Source organism: Nocardia bovistercoris, assembly GCF_015674855.1.
Classification (GTDB): Bacteria; Actinomycetota; Actinomycetes; order Mycobacteriales; family Mycobacteriaceae; genus Nocardia; species Nocardia bovistercoris.
The window spans coordinates 1-26,415 of sequence record NZ_JADMLG010000015.1 but is presented as its reverse complement, the minus strand read 5'-3'; the positions used below and the strand labels follow the sequence as shown (position 1 = coordinate 26,415).

The window sequence follows — 26,415 nt, the reverse complement described above, 5'->3', positions numbered from 1 at the left end:
TGAGATGGGTCGAGCTTTTGCTGTCATGAACCAGAAGGGCGGGGTCGGGAAGTCGACGATCACCGTGAATCTGGCGGCGGTCACCGCCGATGTACTGGGTGGGGAGTCGGGGGATCCGGAAGCGACGTCGCCGGTAGCCGCGGTCTCGATCGACCCGCAGGGCTCGGCGGTGTGGTGGGCGGCGCGCCTGAACGAGTTGCCGTTCCATATCGTCCAAGCCCACGACGACCTCGACGGTCTGCGGAAACTGCCGCATCTGCCGGGCATCGATCACGTCTATGTCGACACACCAGGCTGGATCGATCTGTCCGAGGACGGCACGAGCGGTGATCCGCTGGGGCGGGGTGAGGCCGCGGACGCGTTGCGGGCGGTGTTGGATGTGGTCGAGTTCGTGCTGGTGCCGATGACGACCGAGCCGCTCAGTTTCGATCCGACCGCGCAGACGATCCGGAAGGTCATCGAGCCGCGCGGTATCCCCTACCTGGTGGTGATCAACAACTGGGATCCCCGCGACGGCACGGCCGATCTGGATCAGACGAAAGAGTTCGTGCGTGCCAACAAGTGGCCGCTCGCGAAGACGGTGATCCGCCGCTACAAGATCCATGCCCGCGCCTCGGCGGATGGGTTGACGGTGACCGAGTATCCGGCGAACCGGGTGGCGATGCAGGCCCGCGAGGACTTCTACAAGCTCGCTCTCGAGCTGCAGGTCGGCGGTGGCCGCTGATGGCTCCGGCGAAGGGACGACGGACCAGCTTGGCCTCACTGGCTAGCGCGGTCGGGGAGCACTCCCCCGTCGACGAGAGAACACCGCGCCCGGCCGGGCCGCCCACCAAGGCGGTACTGAAGGATCTGGTCGCCAATCCGCGAAACCCACGCCGCGATCTCGGGGATCTGACCGACCTCGCGTCGATCAAGACGCACCAACTGCAGCCCGCCTTGGTGGTGACCCGCGCCGCGTACCTCGCACTCTTTCCGGACGACGCCGAAGACGTCGGCGCCGCGCGATGGGTGGTCATCAACGGCTGCCGGCGTCTGGCGGCCGCGGCGAAATACGGGTGCGCCGAGCTGGAGTTCGTCGTCAAGGACGAAGTCGCCCACGATCGAATCTCGCTGCTGACCGCAGCGATCGATGAGAACATCGGGCGCCGCGACTTCGATGTCCTCGAGGAAGCCGAAGCCGTCGACCGGCTAGTCGCCGAGTGTGGGACCGCCGGGGAAGCGGCGCGGCGCCTCAACCGCACCGAGGGCTGGGTGTCGCAGCGCCGCGCGCTGCTGAAACTCGCACCCGAGTTGCAGACCGCCCTGCGCGAGGGCGAACTCGCGGTACGCCTCGCCCGCAGCCTCGCGCAGGTACCTCGCGAGGATCAGGTCGCGGCCTGGCAGGCGGCCCAGGAGCGCGACAGCGGCAAGCAGGATCAGCCGCAAGACTCCGCTGTCCCGCGCCGGGACCCCAAGACCCAGCCTGCGAGCGCACCTCACATCACCAAGGCATTGCGGCGCTTCGAGCCCAATCCCGGCGTGCTCGCTCAGGCGCTTCGGGACTATCTCGCCCCCGCTCAGCTCGCCGAACTCGCCGACGAGCTGATCACCGATCGGCGATAGTTCGGGGGTCTGGCATCCGCGCGGAATGTTCCGCTAGCGGACATCAACAGGCTGCCTGACCACCGATATCGGCCGAGATGCGGTGTATCGGCGGTCAGAAAGCCTGGATCAGAGCTGCGACTCCCGATAGGCAGCGAACAGGCTCACCGCAGCGGCGAACACGCTCACCGCCGCTGACCAGCTATCGAGCAGTCCCGCGACAACGGCCAGATCGAGCGCGACCAACAGCGCGATCCAATGATCACTCTGTGGCCGCTGCGGGGTGTTGGGGGTGCCGAACGGTGTGCTCATGCGACTTACTCCTGTGTTCGCCCCGGAAGGGCACCGGAACCCCGCCACTCGGTGGGGCCGTATAGCCCCAGCATGTCCAAATCGCCGGGTACGTCATACGACAGGAGTAGGTTTCGGCGAACTTGCCACCTAAGTGGCGATTCTGCCGCTGAACAGCGCATCGGCCTTATTCAGGGGGTGAGGGTCAGTACGCATTTCTTGCGCGATATCCAGCTGTCAGGTTCCCTCGTCTTTACCGCGGTAAAGATCCGCCACCACAGGGATGCCGTCCCTAGTTCGAGGTGATGGGTGTGGCTCCGAGTTCGGCGATCAGCAGCGCCAGCGCGACCGCGTCGTCGTCACGCTCAGGGCCACTATCGCCGTCCTCGGGCATCGAATGTGCGGTGAGAGGGTCTGGGGGTCCTGTGGCGAGTTGGGCTGTCCAGATGGCCTCGTCGAGTTCAGTATCGAGATCCCAGGGTGCGGTGAGGTCGGCGGGTTCGATCGGGCCGGGGTCGGGGACTGCGCCGTGGCGGATTTCGAGCCAGGTGCGCCATTCGCGGCGTTGGCGCAGGTAGGTGGCAAGTCGCCGGGCCCGTTCGGCGGGCAGGCCGTGAGCGGTGGCGATGTCGTCGAGGCCGACGGCGCCGGGGCCGTAGATGCCGCGCCCGGTGGAGACGATGAGTCCGGCGCGTTTGAGTGCGGCAAGGGTGTCGTCGGCGGTGCTGGTCGGGATGCGTGCGGCCGCGGCAAGGTCGGCGCGGCGGCGTAGGCCGGTGCGGGTGATCAGTTCGTAGACGGCGCGGTGGTGTGGTCCCAGGACGCGCCAGGCGTCGTGGACTGGCTCGATCCACACCCGGGACAGGTCGGTGGGTTCGATCGCGGTGTCGAGGGCATCGGGGCGCATTGCGGGGACCAGGGAGTAGAGATCTGCGAGCGTCCCGGCGGCCTGGCGTACGCGGTCGATGGGGGCGCCGGGCATGTCCCGGATCCTGGCCAGCACGTCGGCCACGGTCGTTTCCGGCATGAGCCCGGCGTGCAGGGCCAGTGACCGGATACCGACCCCCACCAGTGGTGTTCCGTCTCCGCCTCGGTCTTTGGTCAGCCAGGCGGCGTAAGCGAGGGCTTGGAACACTGTAAGCACTGTCCACCGGTAGGACGTCCCGGGGAAACTCGCGTGTACCCAGCTCGTCGCCGAGGTGAGCCACCGTGAGTACGGGGTATCTCGAGCAGAGATCGTTCCAGTCCCCCCGGGGGGCGTGCGCACTACTTGTTCTCTGTGTCCGGGATACCGCAACAACTGGACATGTCGTGATGTCCAGTGGCAGGCGTTGCTCCAGTCATGGCGCAGATGCGCGGCCGCGCGGTGCCCGTCGTTGTCGTAGCGGGCGCGCAGACCGCTCCATGCGTCGGCGTCGGCGGAGTACACGCGGGCCTGTACATCGGTCAGGGACATGCCGCGCAGCGCGGCGTGGACCAGCACGGACTGGCATCCTTCGGTCCGGCTCCCGTACCGGCCGTCGCTCGGCATGGCGCCCAGAACGGCGAAAGCCGTAGGGATGGAAGGGATCTCCGAGCGTAGCTGCCATTCCGGTCGCAGCCGAGCGTCGGTGCCCGTGCCTTCCCACAGGTCGGCGGGAACAGTGTCGAGGACGGTCGGGGCCGGTGCGGGGGAGGTTTGCAGGGAATCGCCCAGCAGCAGCCGCAGCCGCGCGATGACACCAGGCTCGGACCGGGAGGCGCACGCGTCGATCGCGGCGGCGAGCGGGCCGTCCAGCAGCCGGGAACCGCCGTCCTTCGTCGCCGATCCGGGCGGGGTGATGTAGCCGGTCTTCTCGTTGAGCATCGGGGAGATGTCCAGCGTGGGCAGCCGGTTGGCCAGCAGCCGCATCACCGGTTCGATGTTCACGCGCCGGTAGGACTCACCTCGGGCCAGGAGCACCAGGACGTGGCGGCCGCCGTTACCGGGATTGTGGTCGCTGATCCATCGGCCACCGCAATCACGCAGCCAGGCCGTCATCTTGGCGACATCCCGCTCGACCGCGGGCGCGCCGTGGCGTTTGGAGTCGAAGTCCAGCGCGAGCATCGTGGTCAGCCGCGCCGGATCGTAGATCGGCACCGCAGCGGGCCAGGCCGGACGCGTCAGCGTCAAGCTCCGAGTGCGCTGCGAGGTGTTGGAACGCGGATTCAACACGCGCATCCGCGGCCGCGCGGCCAACAGTGGCGCGAGCGCGGCGAACATCAGCTCCGGAGTCTCACTCGCTGGAGCTGCGGTTTTGTCGGGGAAGGGTAGCGACGCGTCTGCTCGTTCGAAATCGTGACCGACTACATCGGCCGCGATCCTTTGAAGCGAATTCGCTGTATTGCTACCCTTAGAACCGCTTGCCAAAGCGTAGGTCCTTGAGGGCCATGAAGTGCCTCCCAGCGCCAACTGGGGGGCCTTCGCTCGTTATGGGGTATTTTCCGCGTTCGACTGCGGATTTCCGCGGTTAGGCTGAGATCGGTAGCTCCTCCTGTCCGTTGTCACCGGGGTAGGGCGGGAGCCCGAGTTCGCGCCGCAGCGCGATCTCGAACAGCGCTCGCTTGCTGAGCCCACGCTCCGCGACGGCAGCGTCCAGGGCGTCCAGCACCTCGAACGACAGGTTCGTTCCAATAGGTTTTGTCACCGGGAGTTTGCGCGTCCTAGCCATGTCGATTAGTACTAGTCCATTTCGCGTCAGATGCAGAGTCGACACGCCGGGGAGGGAGGCACCCAATTTGGGTGTCTCCCTGCCAGATACAACATCCCAGCTCGAATGGTCTGGTGGAGCGGAATTTCTCGTTCATGCCGCCAAGAGACGGCTGGTGTACCCCGCCTCGACCAGCTGGCGGTACGCGTGTTGGACGTCATAGGGCACGTCTTGGCTGATGGCCCAGCCTTTTTCGGGGTAGACCCAGATGCGTTGGGTGTCGCCGACAAGCATGTTGATCACGCGGTCTACGTCGCCGATGCCCGCGATGTACTCATTGAGAGGGAGCGGAAGCGACGAGCACAGCACCTCCACCTCGGGCCAGCGTTTTCGGCAGATGGCGTAGCTTCGCCGCTGCTGGTAGGGCCGGGAGATCAGCATGACCGAGTGGATCCCGTCGAGCAGGCCGTAGTCCTTCAGCAGGGTCCGCGTGAAGTCGATGTTGTCGCCGGTGTTCGTGGCTTTCGGCTCGACCAAGATCGCGCTGTCGGGCACTCCACGGTCCAGTGCGTGCTCGCGATAGTGCACGGCCTCCCCGCGTGGAAACCGCTCGACGGTGGTCGGGGCATTTGCTCCAGTGAAGACGATCTTCGGGAAGATGCCCTGGTTGTAGAGGTCGGCGGTGTGGGTTGCCACGCCGAGGTCGTGGCTGCCCAGGCCGACGCCGAGGTCGACCGGGCGGGCCTCGTGGTCAAGTTGGTTGTAGTCCCAGAGGATTTCTACCGCCGCGCGGAGGTCGTCGGGCAACGTCGTCGAGCGCATGTGGGTCTCCTTCTCTAGTCGGGGAGTTGGAAGTCGTAGGTCCAGGCGAATCTGGACGCCGCGTGTATGCCGCGCGCGAACTCGATCAGGGTGTTGTCGGCGGTGTAGGTCTGCCGGATGAGCACCATGACCGGCTCACCGGCGGGCAGGTTGAGCAGTTCGGTCTCATCAGGTGTGGGCATTCGGGCGAAGATCGTTTCGCTCATGTGGTCGGGCTCGTAGCCCTGGAGGGTCAAGACCGCGAACCCGCCGCCCCGGCCTGCCGGGCCAGGAGTGGGATCGACCAGTGGCGTCCCCTCGACATGCTCAGGAAGGTAGTAGCTGGTGAGAGTGTGGGTCGGCTGCTCGCCGTCCTTGACGAGGCGCGCGCGTTCGTAGACCGGCGCGGCCTGGTCGATGCCGAACGCGTGGGCGACTTCAGAGTCCGCGTCGACGAGGCGCACCGTCTGCGTCTGGTCTGTGAGCTTCCAGGCCCGGCCGGAGGTTTCACGATCGGCGACGAAGGCGACGGTATCGCCGTACTTCCACTTAGCTTTCGAGTACCGCCCTATACCGAGTCGCCGCATTGGCGGGCGCTCGCGTACAACTGTGCCGCGGCGCCGGATGGGCGTCACCAATCCCTCAGCCTCAAGCAGACCGACCGCCTGTCGGACCGTCTTGACGTTGACCTCGTAGCGCGCGGCCAGATCCGCCTGCTTCGGCAGTGTCGAGCCCGGCGGATACTCGCCCTCCTCGATCGAGGTGCGAAGGCTCGCCGCCAGGTCGCGGTAACCGCTGATGGCCATCTCGCCGTGTCTCCTTTCTCTCCGGCTCTCTCACCGTAGGTCAATAAGAGTAGCCATAACCAGAATCTTCACACCCACAGGAAAATAGATCTGGTTCTATTGACGAATATAACCCCCGATGTTGCAATAGAGGTACTTCTATTACAACCAGGGGAGTTGTCATGATCATTCCTTCCGTATGGGACCGCGCGACCTGGCGTCGCGCGGCATCTCCGACCATCCCGGCCGTCATTGAAGCCGCTGGGCACCTGGTCAGTGAGGCGACCGCTCATCACGCGGACTACGTCGGGCAGGACTTGTGGGTGGTGGATTTTCTGCCGGGTCGCACGCTGACCCGTGAGCAGGCTCGGGCGGCGATGAAGATCGCGGTGGCTCCGGATCGGCCGGAGGTGCAGCGGTGGGCCGGTCTGCTGGGGTTGACCGCGGCTGAAGCTCGTGGGTTCGCGGCGCTGCCGGTGGTGGTGTCGTGATGTCGGCGTCGTTTCTGACCGTGTTGCCCGAGGTGGCGGTGGGTGGGGTGTTCTATTCGCCGTCTCCGGTGGCCGGTGATCCTTCCTACGCGCCGCGTATTCGGATTCCTCTCGATCACACGGGTTCGGTGTTGTCGCTGGACATCTCGGACGCTCGCGTGTTGTGGGCGGGCCTGGGTGCGGCGCTGGCCGAACACGACCAGGCCGTCGCCCGCGGTGTCGCTGGTTCGGTGGGGGTGGCGGCGTGATGGCCCGCAGGCGTGAGCGTGTGGTTGATGTGTATGTCCCGGTCGGGGGCGGGGCGTCGGTATCGGGCGTGGTCGGTGGGATGGCTGTGCTGGTCGCGGCCGTCGTGCTGGCGGGTTTGGCGGTGTTGGTCGCGGTGGTGGCCATGTTCCCGTCGAGCGAGGGGTCGACGTCTCCGTCCACGACTCGGGTGATCGGCCCGTGTGAGCCGTTCTGCGGCGCCCGCCCCACCATCCCGACGACGGTGACGGTCGGGGGTGAGCAGCGGTGAGCGGCACGGTGTTGCCGGATCCGACGACGTTCCCGGATCGGGCGTGTCGGGGTGTGCCGCTGGATGTGTTCTTTCCCTCGCGCCGCAAGCCCGACGCGGACGCGCGAGCCAAGGCGATCTGCGCGGGATGCCCGCGCCTGGCGGCGTGCGCGGCTTGGGCGATTCCGGAGGTGCTGGCGGGTCGGTTGTCGTACTCGATCACCGCTGGTGTGCCGATGCCGCCGCTGACCGGTGGGGGTGTGTCTCCGCGCAAGGCGCTGCGTGAGGAAGCGGCGGCGGCGTTGGCCGAGGTCGTCCGTACCGCGCGGCCCATTCGACTGGAAGGAGCTGCGTGATGGATCGCAGTGTGAAGCAGCCGCGTGGTGGCGGTATGGATTTCGACGAGTCGTGGCGGTTCCCGATTCTCACCGCGGCCGGGTTCGGCGTCGGTGAGGGGGTCGGGGCGAGTATCCGGATCGGTGAGGCCCTCTACGGTGGCCCCGATCAGGACGTGTCGGTCAACCCGTTGACGATGGCGATCAACCTCGCGACCGGTGACCTGCACTGGACCGGTGCCGCGACCGGTGGCGCGGTCACCCTGGTCCTCGGTTCGGCGGTGACGGTGGTGGGGTCGGTGTGGGCGTGGAAAGCCGCGTGCCGCAAGTGTTCTGAGCTCTACCGTGACCGTGGCCGGATCAAGCGTGAGGCGATCGACTCGCAGGCGAAGTTCCTGGCCAAGGGCAAGGATCTGGCCTCGCTGACTCGTGCGGCGGTGGCGGCCAAGGCCGCCGCGTTGAAGGTGCAGTTGGGTGAGGGTGACGCGCCGGGTGTGTTGATCGCGTTGTCGGTCGCCGATGGTCAGGCGCTCTACGGCTCGTATGAGGATCTGCACCTCGATATCTGGGGTCCGCGTACCGGCAAGTCCACCAGTCGCGTGATTCCGGCGGTGATGGAGGCCGTCGGCGCGGTGGTGGCCACCTCGAACAAGCGTGACGTGGTCGACGCGACCAGGGTCCTGCGTTCGACCGAGGGTCGCCGGGCGTGGGTGTTCGATCCCCAAGGCGTGGCCGCCGAGCCGTGCTCGTGGTATTGGGATCCGGCCGATTGGGTGTTGGGCGAGGACGGCGGCGACGGCGCGGAGGAACGCGCCGCGGAGCTGGCCGCGCATTTCTCGGCCGGCAACGAGTCGACGGCGCGAGACGCGTTCTTCGAACCGGAGGGCGAGTCCCTGCTCACAGGGTTGATCCTGGCCGCCGCGGTGGCGAAGAAGCCGATCACGCAGGTGTTCCGGTGGGTGACCAAATCGTCGGACGACGCCCCGGTCGACATCCTGCAGAACGCCGGATACGTCCTCGCGGCCGCGAGCCTGCGCGACCAGTACGGTGCCCCGGATAAGCAAAGGGGCGGCGTCTTCTCGACAGCGAAGAAGATGGCGGCCTGCCTGCGGTTCTCCGCGATCCAGCGGTGGGTGTGCCCGCCCACGCAGGGTGAGCCGCCGCGTACCGCGTTCAAGGTCGCCGACTTCGTGCGTTCGCGTGACACTCTCTACCCGCTCAGCGAGGAAGGCCCCGCGTCGGCGGGGCCGTTGGTGACCGCGTTGTGCGCGGCGGTCGCGGGCGCGGGCAAGGCCGAGGGCGTGCGCCACGGCGGCCGCGTGCCGGTGCCGTTGACGATCGTGCTGGACGAGGCCGCCAACATCGTGCGCTGGCGGGACCTGCCCAAGCAGTACTCCCACTTCGGTTCTCGCGGTCTGGTCGTGATGACGATCTTGCAGTCGTGGGCTCAGGGTGAGCGCTGCTGGGGTGTCGACGGCATGAGGATGCTGTGGTCGGCGGCCAACATCAAGGTGATCGGCGGCGGCCTGGACGACGAAGCCTTCCTCCGTGCGCGCAGTGAGTTGATCGGACCGCACTACGAACTGACGACGTCGGTGTCGAGGTCGAAGGATTCGCGGTCGTCCTCGACGTCTCGGACTTCCGAGATCACGTTGCATCCGTCGGATCTCGCGGCCCTGCCTCGCGGCCGGTGTGTGGTGTTCACCTCCGGAAACCGGCCGACTCTCGGGCAGACCGTGCCGTGGATGGACCGCCCCTACGCCGCACAGATCGCCGCCGAACTGGCGAAGGTCGCCGAATCCCACCAGTACGCGACCGGGCGCCCGGCGCTGCGGATCGTGTCCTCCACCGGTCAGGAAGGCAGGACCGCATGAGCGCCACCGAAAACCCCACCACCACAACCGGCGCGGCCGCTGGTGAGGTGGAGATCCCCGATGTGGTCGAGCTGACCGAGAAACTGTCGGGCGCGGTCGGCAAGGCGATCGACGCCCAGGTCGGTGAGGCCGCCAAGCTCATCGCCAAAGGCGTGCTGGACAAGGTCCTCACCGACCCGATCGCCGAGGAGATGCGCGCGGCGGCGGTCCGCGCTGCGGTCGAAGCGGTGGCACCGCAGCCAGAGGAAGACCCGGTCGCGAAGCTCAAGTACCGCAACCTGGAGCTGTTCGTCTCCCAGTTCCTCGCGCAGCTGTATCGGCGTGAGGTGGTCAAGGAGGGCAGCGAGAGGTACCTGCGCTGGTGCCCGATGTGGTGGGACCACGGCGAAGCCGTCGCCCGCCTCGGCGCGTTGTGGCGGGCCTTCGAGCGGATGCGCCAGGGCGACGGGGTCGAGATGAGCGTGTGGTGGCTGCACCACGCCGTCCCGACCATGGAACAGCTCATGGACCCCGACAAGGGACCGTTCCAATACTGCACGCCCAGCGACGGCCACAAGCGCCGCCTGCAGGCGCTGCCGGTGGTCGAGATCCCCGAAGCCATCAAGTTCCCCGACGGCTTCGACGAGGACCACCGCCCGCAAGCCGACCCGTCGACGGTCACCTCCCTGCACCTGCCGACAGCATCGTTGCAGCCGCGCCGGGTCATCGTGCGGGAGTTCCCGTAATGGCCGCGCCCGCAGGCGATCCGGAGCAGGGGTCGTGGGCGCGCGTCACGGGCGCGCTGGAACAGGTGGTGGGGTTCGGGCGCCCCGCCGGGACATGGACCAAGTACTGCTGCCCGATCCACGAAGGCGACGGCGGCCATCACACCCCGTCGCTGTCGGTGAAGTACCTGGCCGACGCCAAACGAACCAAGGTGCGGTGTCAGGCCGGGTGTGACGACGAACTGGTGCTCGAAGCGATCGGGCTGACGGTGCGCGACCTCTACGACACCCCGATCCAGCGCGGCACCGGGCGGGCCCGCCCGCTCGCACGCCCGACGGTGCGGCAGGAATCGCGCTCGGACCGTGCCCTGCGCGCCGCGGGCATCCCGGCCAAGAAGCCCAAACGTGAGCTGGGTGAACAGCTCTCGCCGTGGAAGGCCACCGACACCTACACCTACGTGCGCGCCGACGGCACCGTCGCCGGGGAGGTCATCCGCAAGGAAGCCGAGTTCGAAGGCGGCCGCGACAAGGCGTTCTCCCAACGCGCCTGGAACCCGGCCCACAACGGCTGGGAGCACACCGGTTTCGACAAGATCCCGTTCCGGGCACCCGAGGTCCGCAACGCGATCGAGGCCGGGCGAACCATCTACCTGGTCGAGGGCGAGAAGGACGCGATCAACGCCGCGAACGCCGGTCTGGTCGCGACCACCAACGCGGGCGGCGCGTCAGCGTGGTCACCCGAACACGCCGAGCATCTGCGCGGTGCGCGAACGGTGGTGATCGTCGCCGACGTCGACGCTCCCGGCTATCACCGCGCCGACCGGGTCATGGCCACCCTGGACGGCCTGGTCGAACGGGTGCGGGTGGTGCGGGCCGCCGAAGGCAAGGACCTCACCGACCATCTGGGCGCCGGTCATCGGGTCGCCGATCTGGTACCGATCCCGCACCTGGACCCCTACACCCGCGCCCTGGCCGCCGTACCCGACCACCAGGCCGCGCCCGGACCGGCGCCGCCGGTGGCCGTCGCGCCCGACGTCGAGTTCGAGCCGCCACCCGATCCGGAAACCCACTCCACCGCAGTACCTCCCGAAGGAGACCTACCCATGCCCGGCGAGTCCTTGCTCCAGCACTTCGATTCCCCCTCGATAGGCCATTCCGACGAGGTCGACCACATCCACCGCGAGTGGTCGGCGTTCTCCAAGCTGCTGATGCAGCAGATGCTGTTGATGGCCACCAAGGTCGCCGAGCAGCGCGCGGCCGCCGCGCTGTACCACGCCAACGAGGACCACAAGAACCGGGTCGCCGAACAACAGCGCCTGGCAGCGGAACGTGCCGCGATCGAGACCCGGCTACGGAAACTGCGCGAGGCCGGATACGGCAAAGCCTCGCGCACCGAGCTGGCGTTCGCGCTCGCGGACGCGGCGACCTGGGCCGACTCCAGCAAGGTCGCCTCCTCCGAGATGGGGCACCTGACCCACCACATCCGCGACCGTTTCGGGATCGCGATCAACCCAGGCACCGGTGAGGTCGGCGTCGACGGTGACGCGGCTCTGGCGGATCTGCTGGCCGCCGAGCAGGCCCGCGTCGAAGCCGCCCGCACTCGCAAGACCCAGGACCACATGATCTCGGTCGTCGCGGCCGAGATCGACCTGGACGAGTCCGCCAAGGCCGAGTTGTACGCGGCGATCCAGTCCTGGCGCACCGACCCGACACCCGCCCAGCTCGCCGAGCTGACCCGCAAACTGAAGGAGAAGAAGGCTTCCGAGCAGGGGCAGGCCAAGATCCGGTTCGTCGCTACCTACTTCGGCGCCCCGGCCGTGATCGGCGACGAGGAACTCGACAACCCCGCCACGGTCACCGCGGCCGAGGAACTCGCCCGCGCACCGCGCCCGCTGGTGGATCCGGGCGAGGAGGCCAAACCGCGTATCGATCGGCTGCTCGAGACCTACCAGGAGCAGTTGCGGGTAGGCGCGCCCACCAACAAAGTCCGCGAAGAACTCGCGCGTGAGGTCGCGGTCCTGACCCCCGAGGACCAGGACGCCGCGCGGGCACGCGGCAAAGCGATCCGCGCCAACCCCGCCAAGATGTATCCCCGGATGTGGCCTTCCCACGTCGACCGTGACGAACTGGGCGAACACCTGCACGCCTACGCGAAACTCGCCCCGGCCGCCGAGCACGCTGCGGTCGAGGCCGATTCCTTCACCGCCGCCGACGCGGCGGCGCTGCGCAGACAGGCCGCCGGGCACCGCACCGCCATCAAGGAAGCCCTCACCAACGGCGAGGGCCTGCACAGCCTCGAAAAAGACCAGATCAAAGCCGTTCTCGACGATATCGAGGCAGGCAAGACACAACTGCCCGAGCAACTGTTCGCCGACGACCGCTCCGTGGCCACCGTCGATATCGCCCGCTCGGAGCGCATCGCCTACACCGCGGAACGTACACAGCGCCGTGACCTGGAACAGATCCTCGAAGCCGGCGGGGTGTCGCAGGAGGTACGGGCAAGGGTGGGCGATCACCTCGACCGCACCAGCGGGGTCGCTCGCGCCGCGCACCGCTCGGGCGCCGACACCACCCGCAAGTGGGCCGATCGCCGGGAAGCGGTCGTGATCGCCCGCGCCGCCGACGCGGTCGACTACGACAGCCCCCAACGTCAGCAGCAACTCGCCGCCAAGCTCCGCGCCGCGGGCCTCGACGAGGACCAGGTCGCCGAACGCGTCGCCGCCGACGCCAGCTTCGCCACCCCGCCCGCGGCCGCCGCCCAAGCCCCCAAGCGCGGCCCGCGGACCACAAGCCCCGGTGACGGAATGCGCTACGGCCACAACCGCAACGGCAAGGACAAGGGAAAGGGCGGCCCGGACCAGGGCCTCTGACCTGCTTCTCGATCCGATGACCGCAGTACACCCCCCGCAGCTCGACACCTATCCGTGGATGGCCGCGCCCCCGCATCTGAAGACCCGCCGTCAACTCCGGGCGGTGGGCCTGTCGCCCGGCGGGCACGAACCCGTCGCGCGGATGTCGCGGCGCCGCTACGGCCGCGAGATCACCGCCTACCTCTACGACACCCGTTTGGCCAAACCCAAACGGCATCCCCACTCCCGCTCAGTTGCTCGCGGTCGCCAAAGCGGTCCGCGAGCACCAGACCCGCGCCGCCGAACGCCACGGCATCACACGCGCGGACCTCGATGTCGAGGTCGACCCCGGCCCTACCTGGACCGGAAACCACCCATCCCCCAACAACATTCAGGGAGAAGACAGCATGAATCAGCCATTCGACGAGGACCGGATGAACAGCGCCTACGACGCCGACGGCGCCGCGATCCGCGCCCGTGACGAGCAGGGAAACCTTCTCGGTGAGTCGATCGTGGCGAGCATCGCCGCGACCGAAGCCGGACTGGAGGCCGCGATCGCGGGCGAGGACCGACCGGTGGTCGACCATCGCGCGTTCGATGTCTCGATCATGGCGAGCATCGCTGAGACCGAAGCCGGGCTGGAGGCCGCGATCGCGGCCGAGGACCGGGTGGTCCGCGCTGGTAGGGCCGATGTCGGCGATGCCCTGGACGACACCCGGTCCGGTCCGGTCGATCACCTGGCGGCCGCGAGGGCGGCGATCGAGGAAGGTGATCGGATCCGCCGCGATATCGATTTCCACCAGACCACCAGCGGCGGGGACCTCGATTACGTCGCCGCCCAGCGTGACGCCGCCGAGCGGGCGCTGCGCCCGGACCCGGTCGGCGCGGGCCCGCGCACCGAAGCTGCGGCGCTGGCGTTGGCCTCGGGCTGGCATGGCGAACTCGAGATCGCCGACGAGCGCCTGGACGACCTCGTGACGCTGTACCGGTCGCGTGGTGTGGTCATCGACATCGAGGACGACATGTCGGTGACGGCCGCGGATCCGGTGACCCCGGCACTCGGGCACGGCCAGCGTGTCGCGCAGCTGCACGCCGTGGTCGCGGTCAACCAGGCCCGTCACCGGCGTGAGGAGCTGTTGGACGCCGAGGACGCCGCCGCCGGACACAGTCTCGCGGCCGCCGACGCCCTGGCCGCCGATGTCGAGGCCGCGCTCGACCGCGACGAGCGAGCGCTGCGCGTCGATGTCGGGAGCAATCGCGACGCGATGGCCCTCCAGCTCGCGAAGGCGCTGACGTGGCGCGAAGCCTCGGAGGTGGCCGCGATCAAGGCCGAGGAGCTCACCGCCGAGTTGGCCTGGTGGGGTGTGCGCGTCGATGTCGACGAGCTGAGCGTGAGCATCGATCCGGAGCTCGACGGTCACACGGCCCAGGTCGAGGCCGAGGCCCGCGCGGTGCGGGTCCGCGAGATGGCGATGGTCGAGGCCGTCGCGGGCGCCGCGCTGCCCGACGGCGTCAAGACCGCCGTTGGTGAGGTCATGGCGACCTGGTCGGATCAGTACTTCGACAGCGACCAGGCGCAGGTCTACATCGACAGAGAGCCTTACCGCTACGAGGATCTGCGCGCCGAGCTGGGCAAGGTCCGCATGTCCGAGACCGACCGGGCGGCCGTCGATTTCACCCTCGCCTACCTGCGCGAGCAGGTCGAGGGCGTGGACCTGCTCGATACCCCGGTCATGGTCGACCCCGGCGTGGAAGCCCGCACTCGTGTTCCGGAACTGTTGGACCACTTCGCCTATGCCAGGACCACCGGGAGCGAGGCCGCCGCGAAGGCCGCCGCAGCGATCCTCGCCGAGGAGATCTCGGTCATGACCGGCGAAGATCAGGACGCGGCACGTGAGGTCGGGCGCGCGATCGTCGCCGGGCACCCGTTCGACGTCAATATCTGGCCCGGCTACGTCGACCGCGACCACATCCGCGGTGAACTGGCCTTGTACGCGATGGACGCCGCTGAACAGCGCGGCGAGGCCGACTATCTGGCCGAGGCCGACTTCGTCTACGACCGACCACTGGAGCTGGTCGGTGTCGGCGACGATTTCGGTGAGCGCGTCGAGCGCATGGCCACCCGCCGTGAGCAGCTGCTCACGATCGCCGAGACCGGCAAGGGCCTGCACGATCTGGAACGCCGCCAGATCCTCGCCACCTTGACCGACATCGACACCGGCCGGATCGCCGACGAAACACAGCTGCCCGAGGTGATGTGGGTCGACGAGCGCAGCAAAGCCGAGGTCGACGCCAAACGTGGATACGAGCCCGGCGCGGAACTGGCCAAGGCCACCCGCGAACAGGTCACGAACCTGATCGAGGCCAGCAGCGCGGTCGACAGCGAAGCGGTCCAGGCGGTGAAAGGGGCGGTGTCCTCGATCGCGGACAGCATCCACGTCGTCGCCGGTGGCGCCGTCACCGGTGTCGAGAACGAGCGCAAGGGCTACGTCGAGAAGCGTGATCGGCTCGGCCAGGCCCTCGTCGACGCCGGAATCGACCGCGACACCAAACTCAAAGTGCGGCGGGTGATCGACGACAACGCCCGCCAAGCCGGACAGTTCGGGATCACCGCCGCTGAACGCAGAACGCGGTGGGAGGCACGCACCTACGCCGCGGTCACCCAGCGTGACGACCAGAACGCTCAACGTCGCGCCGTCGCCAACGCCCGCGCCCCGCGCGGCAACAGCGGTAAGTGCGCCAACCGCGCGGACCGGGCCGCGCAACCGTCCTCACCCGCGCCGGCACGGCATTCGATGCGCCGCACGGGATCGGAGGTCGAGCGGTGACCATCGACGAAGTCGTCTACGTCTTCATCTGCGCGCGCCTAGACGCGGACGGCGGGCCGGTGATCGACCTGTTCCAATCCGACCCGTGGGAAGGCGAGAACGGCGACGGCACGATCGTCGGCCGCGACATCGAGGGCTGGTGGGAATCGCTGACCTTCGACCACACCGATCCGAGCGCACCGGTCGACATCACCGCCGCCGACAACCTCCTGCGCGCCTGCGGATACCAACGGCTCAACAACTGGACTCCCCGCACCGGCAGATCCGGACACACCGTGCACACCGCCGACGCCCTGCTCCGAATCGAGGACATCCGATGACATCCGATATCTCCAATCGCCCCTTCGTCGTCCTGGAATGGGGGCACCTCCTCGACGTCGCGGTGGAGGCCGCGCTGCGGGTCGGCGCGACCACCGACCCGCTCGAACCCGACATGCGGCGCCTCGATCCGCGTCTGGCCCGCCCGTCGGTCTTCGACCCGGATTTCATGCGGGCATTGTTGGACAGCGACGAGCTCACGGCTTTCCTGCTGATGCGCCGATCGGCCGGATTCGGCCGCTGCCCCGACAACCGGGCCGAAGCCGAACAGCTCCTCGGCCCCGGCTGCCGCACCCACGGCCGCCGCCATTTCCTCAAACTCGCCCAGGCCACCCGCCCCAGCGCCACCATCACCACCGGCAGGTGGGATATCGGATGTTGCTGCGACTGCGGACACCCGTTCCTGCGCTACACCATCCCCAGCGGCGCCCTGCACTGGTCGCTCTACCCCGACCTGCTGTAGCCCCCGAAATACCGAGTATCGAACAGCCCCCGGCCGCACGAACGCCGGGGGCTGTTCCGCATCTCGGGGCACCCGCTGATTTCCGGACGATCTTCGGTCTATCAAGATCGAAGTTTCTCCGGATAAGGCGGAACCGGGGATCAACCGGAAAATATCCGGCTCCATGGGTGTTCACTCCGCGCGTTGTCGCCCGTGAATGTCGTTGCCGGCGTGCATCATTCGAGTATGGGGACAGAGCGGGAACGCGCGGGAACGATCTGGTGCGAGAGCGACTACGCGCGGTTGTTCGAAGCGCTGGCACAAGGGATGCCCGACGAGGAACTCGCCGAGCACGTCAGGCGCGGCCTGTCGGCGGTGCGGACCCGCGCGCACATGCTGCTCGGCGGGGCGACCACCGGTAAGACGGCCTCGCTGGCGATGCTGCGCAGGATGGCGGCGGGCGACCCGGATTTCGATTGGGACACCCTCGTGCGTGAAGCCCACGAGACGCCTGGCCACCGGACCCAACCCAGGGACCAGGCGTTTCGAGCGCGCCCGAGTCACGATGGGCGCGACTGGTCGCACCGATACGCCGCCTACGGTCCTGAAACGCCCACGCGGGGTGCTCTACCGCTCTCGGCCGCGGTCCGGCCGCGCAGAGCGTCCCCACGTGTCGGTCTCCCGGAGACCGCGCTCGTAGTCACGGACAACGTCGGCGAGAGACGAGGATTCAGGACCAAGGACAGTCGGGTACAGGACCGCGTGGATCTCACGGTCCCGGTGAGCGCGCCGCTCGGCGCGGACCCGTTTCGCGCGATCGGCCGCGGTGTCGAGCAGAGTCCGCGCGTGATGGCCGGTCTCACGCAGGACCGCACGACGCTCGGCGGCCAGGTCGCGGGCGCGCGCCACGTCCTGCTCGAGGCGTTCGAGTTCCTCACGCAGTTCAGCGATCCGACCGATGTCGGGATCGTGCCCGAGCTTCTCGACATCGGCGATGACGAGTCCGTAGCGCTGTTCGAAGTCGAGCATCATGGTCCCCCAGGGGCAGATGAGAGTGGATCACCTGACGATATGCGCGCCAACGGTTTCGAGGTACCCCCGGTCGACACCGTCTCCACCAACGCCGCGCGCCCACACCGAACCCGACACACCTTTGCACCATCCCGACGCGATCGAATATCGCCGACTTGAGGGGCCGTGGGAGGGCAAGGGGGTCCCCGGGGCAGGGGGCGGGGTGCACCCCTGGGTACCCGGGCCTGTACCCCCTTCGTGACCGGGTCGAAGTCACACCCACGCTCACACCCGGCGGGTGTGCTGCGAACGCGTAGCCGGCACACCGGTCTTCCAGGCGATACGCGCCGAAAAGGCACACCTGAAACGCCGCCGCCGACACCGACTCACCCGCGGCGGCCGGTGAAGGAGATCTCGCGTCGGGGCGGCGCCGAATCACCGGGCATGGGCGAGCAGGGGACATCGGGGGATGTGGCCGGTCGGTGGGCGGCCGCGCGGACGCGGATCGCGCTGTATGTGGTCTACGGGCACCCGGGGCGACGGCGGCGAGCCCGGCGGCACCTGCCCTCGTGTGGTCAGTCGGTCATGCCGGGGTGATCGCAGTCCGGGGTGACCGGTGTGTAGATGACCGCGCCGCAGGCCACGCATTCGTGGGTGCGGTGGTGGGCGCGCCCGTACTGGTCGCGCAGGTGCATGCACGGGTGCGCCCCGACCAGGACCCGGTTCGCCCCGAGCGGGTGTCCGTTGCGGCAGGCTCGTGGCGAGGGCCAGACCCAGCCGCCGCCGCGCACCTGGTACAGGCGCAGCGGGTCGTCGACGGTGACGCCGTCGACCTGGTATTCCGGCGTCCACTCGCTATCGAACACGTGTTCTATAATGACACGTCATTCGAATTCTGGTCGCCGACATCTCGGTAGGGTCGCTCTCCATGCGAGTGGGTGTCTACATCGACGGCTTCAATCTCTACTACGGCGCGCGGACCCAGTGCGGCCGTGGCACCGCCGGTTGGCGGTGGCTGGATCTACGCCGGCTCGCGACCAACGTCGTCGCGGCCCGGTCCGGCTGGTCCGGGGCGGCGGTGAGTCGGGTGGTCTACTGCACCGCGCGGATCAGCGGGCGTGACAACCCTGTCGGCCAGCATGAGCAGGACACCTACATCCGGGCGTTGCAGCAGGCCAAGTCCATCGACGAGCTGTCGCTGGGCAACTACGTGTACCGGGTCGCCAGGGCGCCGTTGGCGACTGGAGGGAAGACGCCGGTGCTGGCTCGTCCCGGAGGGCCGCTGATGGTGAAGAACGGCAACGGGGTCGACGACCCGAACGCGACGTTCATGGTCTCGATCGCCCGCCGGGAGGAGAAGGGCTCCGATGTCAACGTGGCCTCGCATCTGCTCATCGACATCCTGACCAACGCCGTCGACGCCGCGGTGGTCATCAGCAACGACAGCGATCTGGCCTTCCCGGTTCGGGAAGCGCGGCGCCGCGTCCCGGTGGGCACGATCCACCCCGGCAGCGGCTACCCCGCGGCCAAGCTGGCGGGTGCTCCCTCCGACGGCGTCGGAGGCCACTGGTGGTATCAGTTCACCGCGCCCGACTACACAGCGGCTCAGCTGCCCGCCACGGTGGGCCACCTCACCAAGCCCTCACCCTGGTAGAGACGTCCGTTCTTCCTTGATGTGCTGGATGACCTCGTGAACCGTGCTGAACATCTCGGGTTCTGTGTTTGCATCGTTGCGATGTATGAGGCATGATCGAGCCATACCACCCGCTCCCTCTGGGGGCGGGTTTAACTTTTTCCCGATAGCAGATAAAGCCTCCGCGATTCGCGGAGGCTTTATCTCTATCTGCTGGTCAGCGGCTACGATCGGCTCCCCCGACCCGAGCGGAGAAGTCAGTCCCGAGGGGCGGCTGGACGCGGGATTCGCGCGGTGATTAGGCGCGTAGCTGTTGGACTTCGGTCTCTAGATCCTTCACCGCCTGGTAGAGCGCCTCGATGACCGTCTTCCCCGTCGAGCCGTAGCCGTACTGGGCCGAAATGTCCCAGACCTTGGCGGCGATAGGAAGATGGTCGGGCCGCTCTCCTGGCAGTGCGTTCTTATTGCGGCCGGAGCCACCGAAGTGCTCGACCTGCATGCTGATATCCGTCATAGCTGCACCACATTACGTCGTGCCACCGACATCATCAGGGATCCGGCATGCCACTCGATGATGGCAGTTCAGGGGGTCGCGGTAGAACTCGCCGAAAATCCAACGAGGTTTGACGTAATTGCTGTTCAGTCCGTTGGTTCGGGGTTCACGCTGGTTGGTCGGGGGCGGGTTGCGAGGTGCTTGACCCTGACGTCGCGTGAGGCTGCATAGTCGGTTCCGTGGAGGAGTATCTGACCGTGGGGCGTGTGGCCGAGTTGGCGGGTGTGAGCGTTCGTACACTGCATCACTACGACGAGATCGGGCTCGTTCGGCCGTCGGCGCGAACCGCGGCCGGGTATCGGGCCTACTCGGCGAGCGACGTGGAACGACTGCGTGAGGTACTCGCCTACCGGCACCTGGGTTTCGGGCTGCGGGAGGTCGCGGTTCTGGTCGACGACCCGTCCATCGACGCGGTCGCGCACCTGCGTCGACTGCGTGGCCTGTTGTTGGAGCAGCGCGAGCGCACCGATGCGATGGTGGCTGCCATCGATAGAGAACTCCGAGCACGGGCGGAGGGAATCAGGGTGAGCGCGGAGGAACAGTTGGAGATGATCGGCGCACGGTTGTACGAGACGATCGGCGGCGCGTACACCGCGACGCGGCGAACCGACCCGCGTATCGCCGCGCAGATCTGGGAAGCGCTCGGGGACGCTCGGACGGTATTGAACGTCGGGGCGGGCACCGGGTCCTACGAGCCGGCCGACCGGGACGTGACCGCGGTGGAACCGTCGGCGGTGATGCGAGCACAACGCCCCGCGGGCACGGCGCCGTGTGTGGCTGCCCGCGCCGAGAGCCTTCCGTTCGCCGACCGGTCCTTCGACGCGGCGATGGCGGTGTCCACCGTGCACCACTGGAGTGACCCGTTCGGTGGGCTGCGCGAGATGCGGCGCGTGGCTCGCCGCGTGGTCGTGCTCACTTTCGACGCGTGCGAGCCCGGATGGCAGGACCGGTTCTGGTTGACCCGCGACTACCTGCCCGAGTTCGGTGATCTCCTCGCGGACTTTCCTGCGATCGCCGCGATGACCGAGGCGATCGGCGCCATCGCTGAGCCCGTGCCTGTTCCGTGGGACTGCACCGACGGTTTGTTCGAGGCGTACTGGCGCAGGCCCGAAGCGTATCTGGAGGATCATGTGCGCCGGGCGGTGTCGACCTGGACGCGGGTCGGGCGAGAGGCCGAGCAGCGGGCGGTGCGAACCCTCGGCGATGACCTCGCCTCGGGCCGGTGGGCGGAGCGAAATCGTGGCCTCGCCGGACTCGATGCCCTAGATCTCGGCCTGCGTCTGCTCACAGCCTGAACCACGTCGTGCAATCAGGGATCGTTGACGGCCGCCGGACTTTCCTGTCGGAGAAGCCCGTCCGGAGACGGACGAGAACACCGGGGATGGTTATGGATGGTCTCGGTCGAGGTGACGGTAGATGGTTTTGCGGGAGACGCTGAAGGTTTCGGCGATCTGGGCGACGGTGTAGCGGCGTTTGCCGTGGTCGTCGGTTTCGTCGTACATCTCTCGCGCTTTGATCACCTGCAACCCGATCAGCGCGGCAGGGCGTCCGCCGACGCGGCCGCGGGCGCGGGCGGATTCGAGTCCTTCGAGGGTGCCTTCGCTGATGAGGTCGGCGGTCATCTCGTCCATGGCGGCGATGACGTGGAACAGGAATCGTCCGGCGGGGGTGGTGGTGTCGATGCCTTGTTTGAGTACGACCAGGTCGATGCCGCGTTCGTCGAGGGCGGCGGCGAGTTCGGTCATGTGCCGGACCGATCGGAACGGGCGTGAGAGCCGGGTGATGACGAGTTCGTCACCGCGACGGAGGTGGTCGAAGCATTTGTCCCACTCCGGGCGGCGCGCCAGTTTCCCGGATGCCTTGTCGATCCAGATCTTTTCGCATCCGGCGGCGGTGAGCGCATCGATCTGGGAGTCGTCTTTCTGTCCGCGCGTGGAGACCCGCGCGTATCCGAACCGAGCCATGCCCGGAACTGTCCCATAAAGGGCCGACACGTCCGGTTTCGTCTCATAGATTCCGCACACGAGTTCTGACCCGATTCGAGGTCTCGGCGACCTGCGGGTTCGCGAACACGAAACGGCGGGCCGGATCTGGGTCATAAACGACCGTTTTCGACCCGAACTTCCGCGTGGGTGGGGGGCCTTATTTTCTCCTGAGAATCGCTGGTATGGGGAACTCGGCGCTGGTGGGGGCCGTTGGCGGTGAGGCACATCGGGTGGGACCACCACGTGGAAAGGATGTCGGCCTCATGCACGAAGGCGATTTCGAGCAGGTGCGGATCGGGAGAACCACGCGAGGGGAGGGCGCTCGACAATCGGTACGTGCGCGCCGTGGTGGGGTGGTGGGCTGAGTGTTCGCCTGGTGGGGTGCTCTGGTCTCACGCGTACGGTTCGTGGTCATCGGCATGGTGGCCGCGGCGTTGCTCGGGCTGGCCTGGTACGGGACCGGACTAGACGACCGTCTGAGTTCGGGTGGCATGTTCGACCCGACCGCGGAGTCCTCGCAGGCCGCACAGGTGGCCGACGCGGCGTTCGGGCGTAACCACGAGGGCGATGTCCTGGTCCTCTACACAGCCCCCGAAGGCAGAACGGTCGATGACCCCGAGTTCGCGGGCAAGGTCGTCGAAAGCCTCGACAGTCTGCCGAAGCGGTTCCCGGAGCAGATCTCCGGGATCAATGCCGCCTACTGGCGCACCGAAACCGGCAAGATCAGCGGATCACGCGTCGCGACAGCGGATCTGAAGCACGCTTTCGCCGCGATCGCGATCCGCGGCGACGACGACACCACCATGGTCCGCAACTACCGCGCGGTGAAGGACGCCTTCGCGATCCCCGGCGTCGACGTGCGGGTGGGCGGGTTGCAGCCGGTGGCCGGAGCGCTCAACGACACCATCGCCTCCGACATCCACCGGATGGAACTGCTGGCCTTCCCCGCGGTCGGGGTGCTGCTGTTCTTCATCTTCGGCGGACTCGTCGCCGCGTCGCTGCCGTTGATCGTGGGCGGGCTCACGGTGTTCGGCGCGTTCGGCATCGTGAAATTGCTGACCGAGTTCACCGAGGTCAATTCCTTCGTTTCCGCGGTGGTCTCGATGATCGGGTTCGGTCTGGCCATCGACTACGGACTGTTCATCGTCAGCCGCTTCCGCGAAGAACTCGCCGAGGGCTACGACACCCCGGCCGCCGTGCGCCGCACGGTCATGACCGCGGGCCGCACCGTGGTCTTCTCCGCGGCGATGATCATCGCCAGCCTCGGGGGCATGCTGCTGTTCCCGCAAGGGTTTCTGAAATCCATCGCCTACGGCGCGATCGCGACGGTGTCGATGGCCGCGTTGACCGCGATCACGATCCTGCCCGCGATCCTGGCGGTCCTCGGCCCGCGCGTGGACCTGTTGGGTATCAAACGCTTCCGCAAGACCAAATCCGCCGACGAGGTCGAGAACGGATTCTGGGGACGCAGCACCCGTGCGGTGATGCGGCATCCGATCAAGGTCGCGGTCCCGATCGTGGCCGGGCTGGTGTTGTTGATCCTGCCCATCGGCAATCTGGTCTTCGGCGGGTTGAGCGAGAAGTATCTGCCGCCGGACAACCCGACACGGTTGGCGCAGCAGGAATTCGACCACCTGTTCCCGCTGCGCAAATCCGACCCGATCGAACTGGTGTTCCGCGGCGCCGACACCGCCGCCATCGGAGCACTGTGGAAACAAGCCAACACCGCGCCGGGTCTGGCCGCACCGTTCGGCGTCCCCTCGCGCTCGACCACCGACGCCGAGGTGTTCCGTACCACCGCCGCGCTCACCGACTCCGACGACGCAGGCCTCACCATCGACTACCTGCGCGCCCTCGAACAGCCCGATTCCGTGCGCATGCTCGTCGGTGGTGTCCCCGCGCTGCAGAAGGACAGCATCGACGCGCTGCTGTTCTGGATACCGTGGATGGTGGCCCTGGTCGTCCTGCTCACCACGGTGCTGATGTTCCTGACCTTCGGCTCCCTGGTCCTGCCGATCAAGGCCGCGCTCATGAGCGCGCTGGGCCTGGGCTCCACCCTCGGCATCCTGACCTGGATATTCATCGACGGTCACGGCGCGACCCTGCTGAACTTCACCCCGCAACCGATCACCGCACCCGTGCTCGTGGTGATCATGGCCATCATCTACGGCCTGTCCACCGACTACGAAGTGTTCCTGCTCTCCCGCATGGTCGAAGCCCGCGCCCAGGGCGCCTCCACCACCGAAGCGGTCCGCATCGGCACCGCCCACACCGGACGCATCATCACCGCCGCCGCCGCGATCCTGCTCGTCGTCGTCGGCGCGTTCGCCTTCTCCGACCTGGTCATGATGCAGTACATCGCCTTCGGCATGATCGCGGCCCTGATCATCGACGCCACCGTCCTGCGCATGCTCCTGGTTCCGGCCACCATGAAACTCCTCGGCGACGACTGCTGGTGGGCCCCACCCTGGATGAAACGCATCCAACAGAAAGTCGGCCTCGGCGAACCCGTCCTCGACGACGCCCACCCCCGCAACGCCGACCCCGTCGACCTTGTGCGAACCACACCGGTCACCGACCCGGTCACCCTCCAGATCCCCGCCGTCTACGAACCCGACCCGCCGCCACGACCACGAACCCGACAACGACGCCCACCACCCGCGCGCACCGTCTCCACCGACACCGACGTCCTACCCACCACACCCATCCACCGGTGAACCACCCCCACCGCGCCACGATCACCAAGACCGCGGGGGACACACCGCACCGTCGAATCGGGGGTCAGAACAAGGTGTCTCGCACCCGTAACGGCCGATATCCGGTCGGTCCGAGTGCGGCGAGTTCGGCGTCGATGTCGACCTCGATCGCGCCGAAGAAATTGATGTTCTCGCTGTGCGCCGGGGAGATGTGGGCCAGCACGTCGTCGTCGATGCGGCGGCCCTCGCGGCGCATCTGCTCCACCGCGAGGCCGTAATACTCTGTGGTCCAGGCGATCACGGCGTTGGTGGCCAGAGTCAGGCACCAGGCTTGCTCGGTCTGCCCGTCGAGGTGGCGCGCGCGGATCATGCCCTCGTGGGCGTAGAGCAGGTCGCGGCGCAGGGCGTGCAGGGATTCGCCCCTGTTCAGCTGACGCGAGATCTTGCGCCGATAGTCGGGGTCGGCGAGGTATTTCGCGGCGTAGATCGTCCTGCGTAGCGCCCCGTATTCCTTCAACGCCGCGGCGAGCGAGTTCTGGCGGCCCGAGGCCGAGAGCTTCCCGACCAGCAGCGAGGCGGTGGCGTGCCCGAACTTCAACGACCCCGCCAACCGGAGCAGGTCGTCCCAGTGCTCGGCGATCAACTCGGTGTTCAGCTTGCGCGTCATCAACGGGCCCGTGCGCGGGAACCTGGCCTCGGCCTCGGCGCGCGGACCCGGCCGGTAGAGGGTGATGCGGCCCAGGTCCCGGATGCGGGGCGAGAGCTGCATCCCGAGCAGGTCGAACAACCCGAAATTCACGAGCGTCACGCCGTGGGTGTCGGTCGCGTGTTCGGTGATCGGGAGATCGGTGGCGTTGCCCAGGATCTCATCGAGCACGTAGTGGGCCTCGCGGCGGGTGGTGACGATGATCTTCGTGCCGTAGGTGGCGTGCTGGTCGGTGACGTGGGTGTAGGTCGACAGTCCCTCGTTGGCGAAATAGCGGCTCAAGACGCGGGCGGTGATCGACTTCCCTCGCGTCGGGAACCGCTGCCCGTCACTCGAGGACAGGGTTCCGGCGCCGAACACCGTGGTCAGCGGCAGGCGTTGGTGGTAGTCGATGATGGCCAGGTTCGCCGCCCGCAGTGTCTCCTCGCGCACATACCACTCCGAGGTCCAGGCCAGGATGTCGTAGGAGATCCCGCACGCCTCACCCATCCGCGTCAGTCCGAGGTTGGTCGAGTATGCGAGCAGCACCGCGATGAGGTTGCGTTTGAGTTCCGGTGTGCGGGCCTGTTTCCCGCTCGCGTGGGTGAAGCAGTCCAGGTAGCCGGTGCGTTTGTCCAGCTCGATGAGAAGCGACACGATCGGGGCGAACGGCAACATCTCCGTGAGCTCGGCTTTCAACGCAACGGCCTCGGCCGGGACGTCCTCGGCGGTCAACGGCGAAATCACCAGATCCCCGGCCTCGTCGAGGCGCACGGGCCCGTCACCACCCGCGAGGACCGTCTCCAGTTCGGCGACCGCGGTGTGCAGTTCGTCGGTCGCCGCGGCCAAGGCCTGGGCGGGGTCGGCGGATTTGCCGACCAGGCGGCAGAACTCGTCCCGCTGGGGCTCCCACTGCTGCGAGGTGAGCAGGTAGGCGGCCGGGTCGGCGTAGCGGCGTGATCCCGGCACGAACACGTCCCCGCTGCGCAGACCGTCCCGCAATCCGAGCAGCACGCACAGCTCCCAGTAGTGCCGATACGCGGTGGCGCTACCGGATCTGCGGGCCTCGTCGAGGTAGCCGCGCCACTTCGTCGGCACGAACCCGGCCGGAGCCTGCTCAGGCACCTTGCGGGCGCCGGTCGCGTTCAACTCGCGCAGCATGTGCACCGCGATCAACAACTCCGTCGCCGCGGTCCCGCCGGCGAACCGCACCGTCGACAACACCGCCGGAGTGAACTGCCGCAGATACGAATACGAGGCGTCCAGTGCGGCCAGATGCCCGTGATCACGCGGCAATCGGGGTTTGGCCTGCGCGATCGCCGCGCGTAGCCGTTCCCACCCGATCCGCTCACCGCGGATCAGCCCACCGATCTGCTCGTCGCCGATCC

25 protein-coding genes are annotated in these 26,415 nt (G+C 67.7%); 16 read left to right on the top strand and 9 right to left on the bottom strand.

The window, feature by feature from the left end:
* Positions 1-25: 25 nt before the first annotated feature.
* A complete protein-coding gene (locus IT779_RS29180) occupies positions 26-724 on the top strand; it encodes a ParA family protein (protein ID WP_232542221.1) in 699 nt (232 codons plus the stop codon).
* The gene (locus IT779_RS29175) at positions 724-1,602 is read left to right on the top strand and encodes a ParB/RepB/Spo0J family partition protein (RefSeq protein WP_196152669.1); all 879 of its coding nucleotides are present in this window, start codon (positions 724-726) and stop codon (positions 1,600-1,602) included. The genes IT779_RS29180 and IT779_RS29175 overlap by 1 nt, the downstream gene beginning before the upstream one ends.
* Positions 1,603-1,710: 108 nt before the next feature.
* On the opposite strand, the gene IT779_RS29170 is transcribed toward IT779_RS29175, so the two are convergent.
* The 5 genes from IT779_RS29170 to IT779_RS29150 form a co-directional block, all read right to left on the bottom strand.
* The gene (locus IT779_RS29170; RefSeq protein ID WP_196152668.1) at positions 1,711-1,893 is read right to left on the bottom strand and encodes a hypothetical protein; all 183 of its coding nucleotides are present in this window, start codon (positions 1,891-1,893) and stop codon (positions 1,711-1,713) included.
* A 271-nt stretch (positions 1,894-2,164) separates the two neighbouring features.
* The gene (locus IT779_RS29165) at positions 2,165-4,114 is read right to left on the bottom strand and encodes a hypothetical protein (RefSeq protein WP_196152667.1); all 1,950 of its coding nucleotides are present in this window, start codon (positions 4,112-4,114) and stop codon (positions 2,165-2,167) included.
* Between the two features lie 247 nt (positions 4,115-4,361).
* A complete protein-coding gene (locus IT779_RS29160) occupies positions 4,362-4,538 on the bottom strand; it encodes a hypothetical protein (protein WP_196152666.1) in 177 nt (58 codons plus the stop codon).
* A gap of 156 nt (positions 4,539-4,694) precedes the next feature.
* Positions 4,695-5,363, bottom strand: coding sequence for a YdcF family protein (locus tag IT779_RS29155; RefSeq protein ID WP_196152665.1), 669 nt, complete (start codon positions 5,361-5,363; stop codon positions 4,695-4,697).
* Between the two features lie 14 nt (positions 5,364-5,377).
* Positions 5,378-6,148: a GntR family transcriptional regulator gene (locus IT779_RS29150; RefSeq protein ID WP_196152664.1), complete on the bottom strand. Its 771-nt coding sequence runs from the start codon at positions 6,146-6,148 to the stop codon at positions 5,378-5,380.
* A gap of 161 nt (positions 6,149-6,309) precedes the next feature.
* On the opposite strand from IT779_RS29150, the gene IT779_RS29145 reads away from it, so the two are divergent.
* The 11 genes from IT779_RS29145 to IT779_RS29095 all read left to right on the top strand — a co-directional run bounded on the left by IT779_RS29145 (position 6,310) and on the right by IT779_RS29095 (position 17,655).
* Entirely contained in the window at positions 6,310-6,618 is a 309-nt protein-coding gene (locus IT779_RS29145) for a hypothetical protein (RefSeq protein WP_196152663.1), read from the top strand.
* Positions 6,618-6,866, top strand: coding sequence for a hypothetical protein (locus tag IT779_RS29140; protein WP_196152662.1), 249 nt, complete (start codon positions 6,618-6,620; stop codon positions 6,864-6,866). The genes IT779_RS29145 and IT779_RS29140 overlap by 1 nt, the downstream gene beginning before the upstream one ends.
* A gap of 20 nt (positions 6,867-6,886) precedes the next feature.
* A complete protein-coding gene (locus tag IT779_RS29135) occupies positions 6,887-7,135 on the top strand; it encodes a hypothetical protein (protein ID WP_332839024.1) in 249 nt (82 codons plus the stop codon).
* Positions 7,132-7,470: a WhiB family transcriptional regulator gene (locus IT779_RS29130; RefSeq protein ID WP_196152660.1), complete on the top strand. Its 339-nt coding sequence runs from the start codon at positions 7,132-7,134 to the stop codon at positions 7,468-7,470. Before IT779_RS29135 ends, IT779_RS29130 begins: the two co-directional genes overlap by 4 nt.
* Positions 7,470-9,323, top strand: coding sequence for a type IV secretory system conjugative DNA transfer family protein (locus tag IT779_RS29125; protein WP_232542220.1), 1,854 nt, complete (start codon positions 7,470-7,472; stop codon positions 9,321-9,323). Before IT779_RS29130 ends, IT779_RS29125 begins: the two co-directional genes overlap by 1 nt.
* The gene (locus IT779_RS29120; RefSeq protein WP_196152659.1) at positions 9,320-10,048 is read left to right on the top strand and encodes a DUF4913 domain-containing protein; all 729 of its coding nucleotides are present in this window, start codon (positions 9,320-9,322) and stop codon (positions 10,046-10,048) included. The genes IT779_RS29125 and IT779_RS29120 overlap by 4 nt, the downstream gene beginning before the upstream one ends.
* Positions 10,048-12,897, top strand: a complete 2,850-nt coding sequence (locus IT779_RS29115) for a toprim domain-containing protein (protein ID WP_196152658.1) — start codon at positions 10,048-10,050, stop codon at positions 12,895-12,897. Before IT779_RS29120 ends, IT779_RS29115 begins: the two co-directional genes overlap by 1 nt.
* Positions 12,898-13,283: 386 nt before the next feature.
* On the top strand, positions 13,284-15,704 hold the full coding sequence (locus tag IT779_RS29110; RefSeq protein ID WP_196152657.1) for a hypothetical protein: 2,421 nt from the start codon (positions 13,284-13,286) through the stop codon (positions 15,702-15,704).
* Entirely contained in the window at positions 15,701-16,024 is a 324-nt protein-coding gene (locus IT779_RS29105; RefSeq protein WP_196152656.1) for a hypothetical protein, read from the top strand. Before IT779_RS29110 ends, IT779_RS29105 begins: the two co-directional genes overlap by 4 nt.
* Positions 16,021-16,485 (top strand): hypothetical protein, encoded by a 465-nt coding sequence (locus IT779_RS29100; protein ID WP_196152655.1) that lies wholly within the window; start codon positions 16,021-16,023, stop codon positions 16,483-16,485. Before IT779_RS29105 ends, IT779_RS29100 begins: the two co-directional genes overlap by 4 nt.
* 225 nt (positions 16,486-16,710) lie before the next feature.
* Positions 16,711-17,655, top strand: coding sequence for a hypothetical protein (locus tag IT779_RS29095; protein WP_196152654.1), 945 nt, complete (start codon positions 16,711-16,713; stop codon positions 17,653-17,655).
* Positions 17,656-18,050: 395 nt separating this feature from the next.
* On the opposite strand, the gene IT779_RS29090 is transcribed toward IT779_RS29095, so the two are convergent.
* Positions 18,051-18,341 (bottom strand): hypothetical protein, encoded by a 291-nt coding sequence (locus IT779_RS29090; RefSeq protein ID WP_196152653.1) that lies wholly within the window; start codon positions 18,339-18,341, stop codon positions 18,051-18,053.
* Between the two features lie 62 nt (positions 18,342-18,403).
* On the opposite strand from IT779_RS29090, the gene IT779_RS29085 reads away from it, so the two are divergent.
* Positions 18,404-19,129: an NYN domain-containing protein gene (locus tag IT779_RS29085; RefSeq protein ID WP_196152652.1), complete on the top strand. Its 726-nt coding sequence runs from the start codon at positions 18,404-18,406 to the stop codon at positions 19,127-19,129.
* 277 nt (positions 19,130-19,406) lie between these two features.
* Here the strand turns inward: IT779_RS29085 and IT779_RS29080 are convergent, their stop codons facing one another.
* A complete protein-coding gene (locus IT779_RS29080) occupies positions 19,407-19,622 on the bottom strand; it encodes a hypothetical protein (RefSeq protein ID WP_232542219.1) in 216 nt (71 codons plus the stop codon).
* Positions 19,623-19,840: 218 nt separating this feature from the next.
* On the opposite strand from IT779_RS29080, the gene IT779_RS29075 reads away from it, so the two are divergent.
* Complete coding sequence (locus IT779_RS29075) at positions 19,841-20,956, top strand: MerR family transcriptional regulator (protein ID WP_332839023.1); 1,116 nt, start codon at positions 19,841-19,843, stop codon at positions 20,954-20,956.
* A 90-nt stretch (positions 20,957-21,046) separates the two neighbouring features.
* Here IT779_RS29075 and IT779_RS29070 read toward each other — a convergent pair whose 3' ends face one another.
* Positions 21,047-21,625, bottom strand: coding sequence for a recombinase family protein (locus IT779_RS29070; protein WP_196152651.1), 579 nt, complete (start codon positions 21,623-21,625; stop codon positions 21,047-21,049).
* A gap of 386 nt (positions 21,626-22,011) precedes the next feature.
* On the opposite strand from IT779_RS29070, the gene IT779_RS29065 reads away from it, so the two are divergent.
* Entirely contained in the window at positions 22,012-24,363 is a 2,352-nt protein-coding gene (locus IT779_RS29065; RefSeq protein WP_196152650.1) for an MMPL family transporter, read from the top strand.
* Between the two features lie 64 nt (positions 24,364-24,427).
* Here the strand turns inward: IT779_RS29065 and IT779_RS29060 are convergent.
* Positions 24,428-26,415, bottom strand: a 1,988-nt coding sequence (locus IT779_RS29060; protein ID WP_196152649.1) for a Tn3 family transposase, incomplete at its 5' end; no start/stop codon positions are given.

Bases quoted from the DNA above. Each gene is read 5' to 3' on its own strand.
- IT779_RS29095 (WP_196152654.1), top strand. From the start codon at position 16,711: ATGGGGACAGAGCGGGAACGCGCGGGAACGATCTGGTGCGAGAGCGAC.
- IT779_RS29165 (WP_196152667.1), bottom strand. From the start codon at position 4,114: ATGTTCGCCGCGCTCGCGCCACTGTTGGCCGCGCGGCCGCGGATGCGC.
- IT779_RS29120 (WP_196152659.1), top strand. From the start codon at position 9,320: ATGAGCGCCACCGAAAACCCCACCACCACAACCGGCGCGGCCGCTGGT.
- IT779_RS29140 (WP_196152662.1), top strand. From the start codon at position 6,618: ATGTCGGCGTCGTTTCTGACCGTGTTGCCCGAGGTGGCGGTGGGTGGG.
- IT779_RS29125 (WP_232542220.1), top strand. From the start codon at position 7,470: ATGGATCGCAGTGTGAAGCAGCCGCGTGGTGGCGGTATGGATTTCGAC.
- IT779_RS29115 (WP_196152658.1), top strand. From the start codon at position 10,048: ATGGCCGCGCCCGCAGGCGATCCGGAGCAGGGGTCGTGGGCGCGCGTC.
- IT779_RS29180 (WP_232542221.1), top strand. From the start codon at position 26: ATGAACCAGAAGGGCGGGGTCGGGAAGTCGACGATCACCGTGAATCTG.
- IT779_RS29110 (WP_196152657.1), top strand. From the start codon at position 13,284: ATGAATCAGCCATTCGACGAGGACCGGATGAACAGCGCCTACGACGCC.
- IT779_RS29085 (WP_196152652.1), top strand. From the start codon at position 18,404: ATGCGAGTGGGTGTCTACATCGACGGCTTCAATCTCTACTACGGCGCG.
- IT779_RS29175 (WP_196152669.1), top strand. From the start codon at position 724: ATGGCTCCGGCGAAGGGACGACGGACCAGCTTGGCCTCACTGGCTAGC.
- IT779_RS29150 (WP_196152664.1), bottom strand. From the start codon at position 6,148: ATGGCCATCAGCGGTTACCGCGACCTGGCGGCGAGCCTTCGCACCTCG.
- IT779_RS29155 (WP_196152665.1), bottom strand. From the start codon at position 5,363: ATGCGCTCGACGACGTTGCCCGACGACCTCCGCGCGGCGGTAGAAATC.
- IT779_RS29080 (WP_232542219.1), bottom strand. From the start codon at position 19,622: ATGACGGATATCAGCATGCAGGTCGAGCACTTCGGTGGCTCCGGCCGC.
- IT779_RS29145 (WP_196152663.1), top strand. From the start codon at position 6,310: ATGATCATTCCTTCCGTATGGGACCGCGCGACCTGGCGTCGCGCGGCA.
- IT779_RS29100 (WP_196152655.1), top strand. From the start codon at position 16,021: ATGACATCCGATATCTCCAATCGCCCCTTCGTCGTCCTGGAATGGGGG.
- IT779_RS29170 (WP_196152668.1), bottom strand. From the start codon at position 1,893: ATGAGCACACCGTTCGGCACCCCCAACACCCCGCAGCGGCCACAGAGT.
- IT779_RS29070 (WP_196152651.1), bottom strand. From the start codon at position 21,625: ATGGCTCGGTTCGGATACGCGCGGGTCTCCACGCGCGGACAGAAAGAC.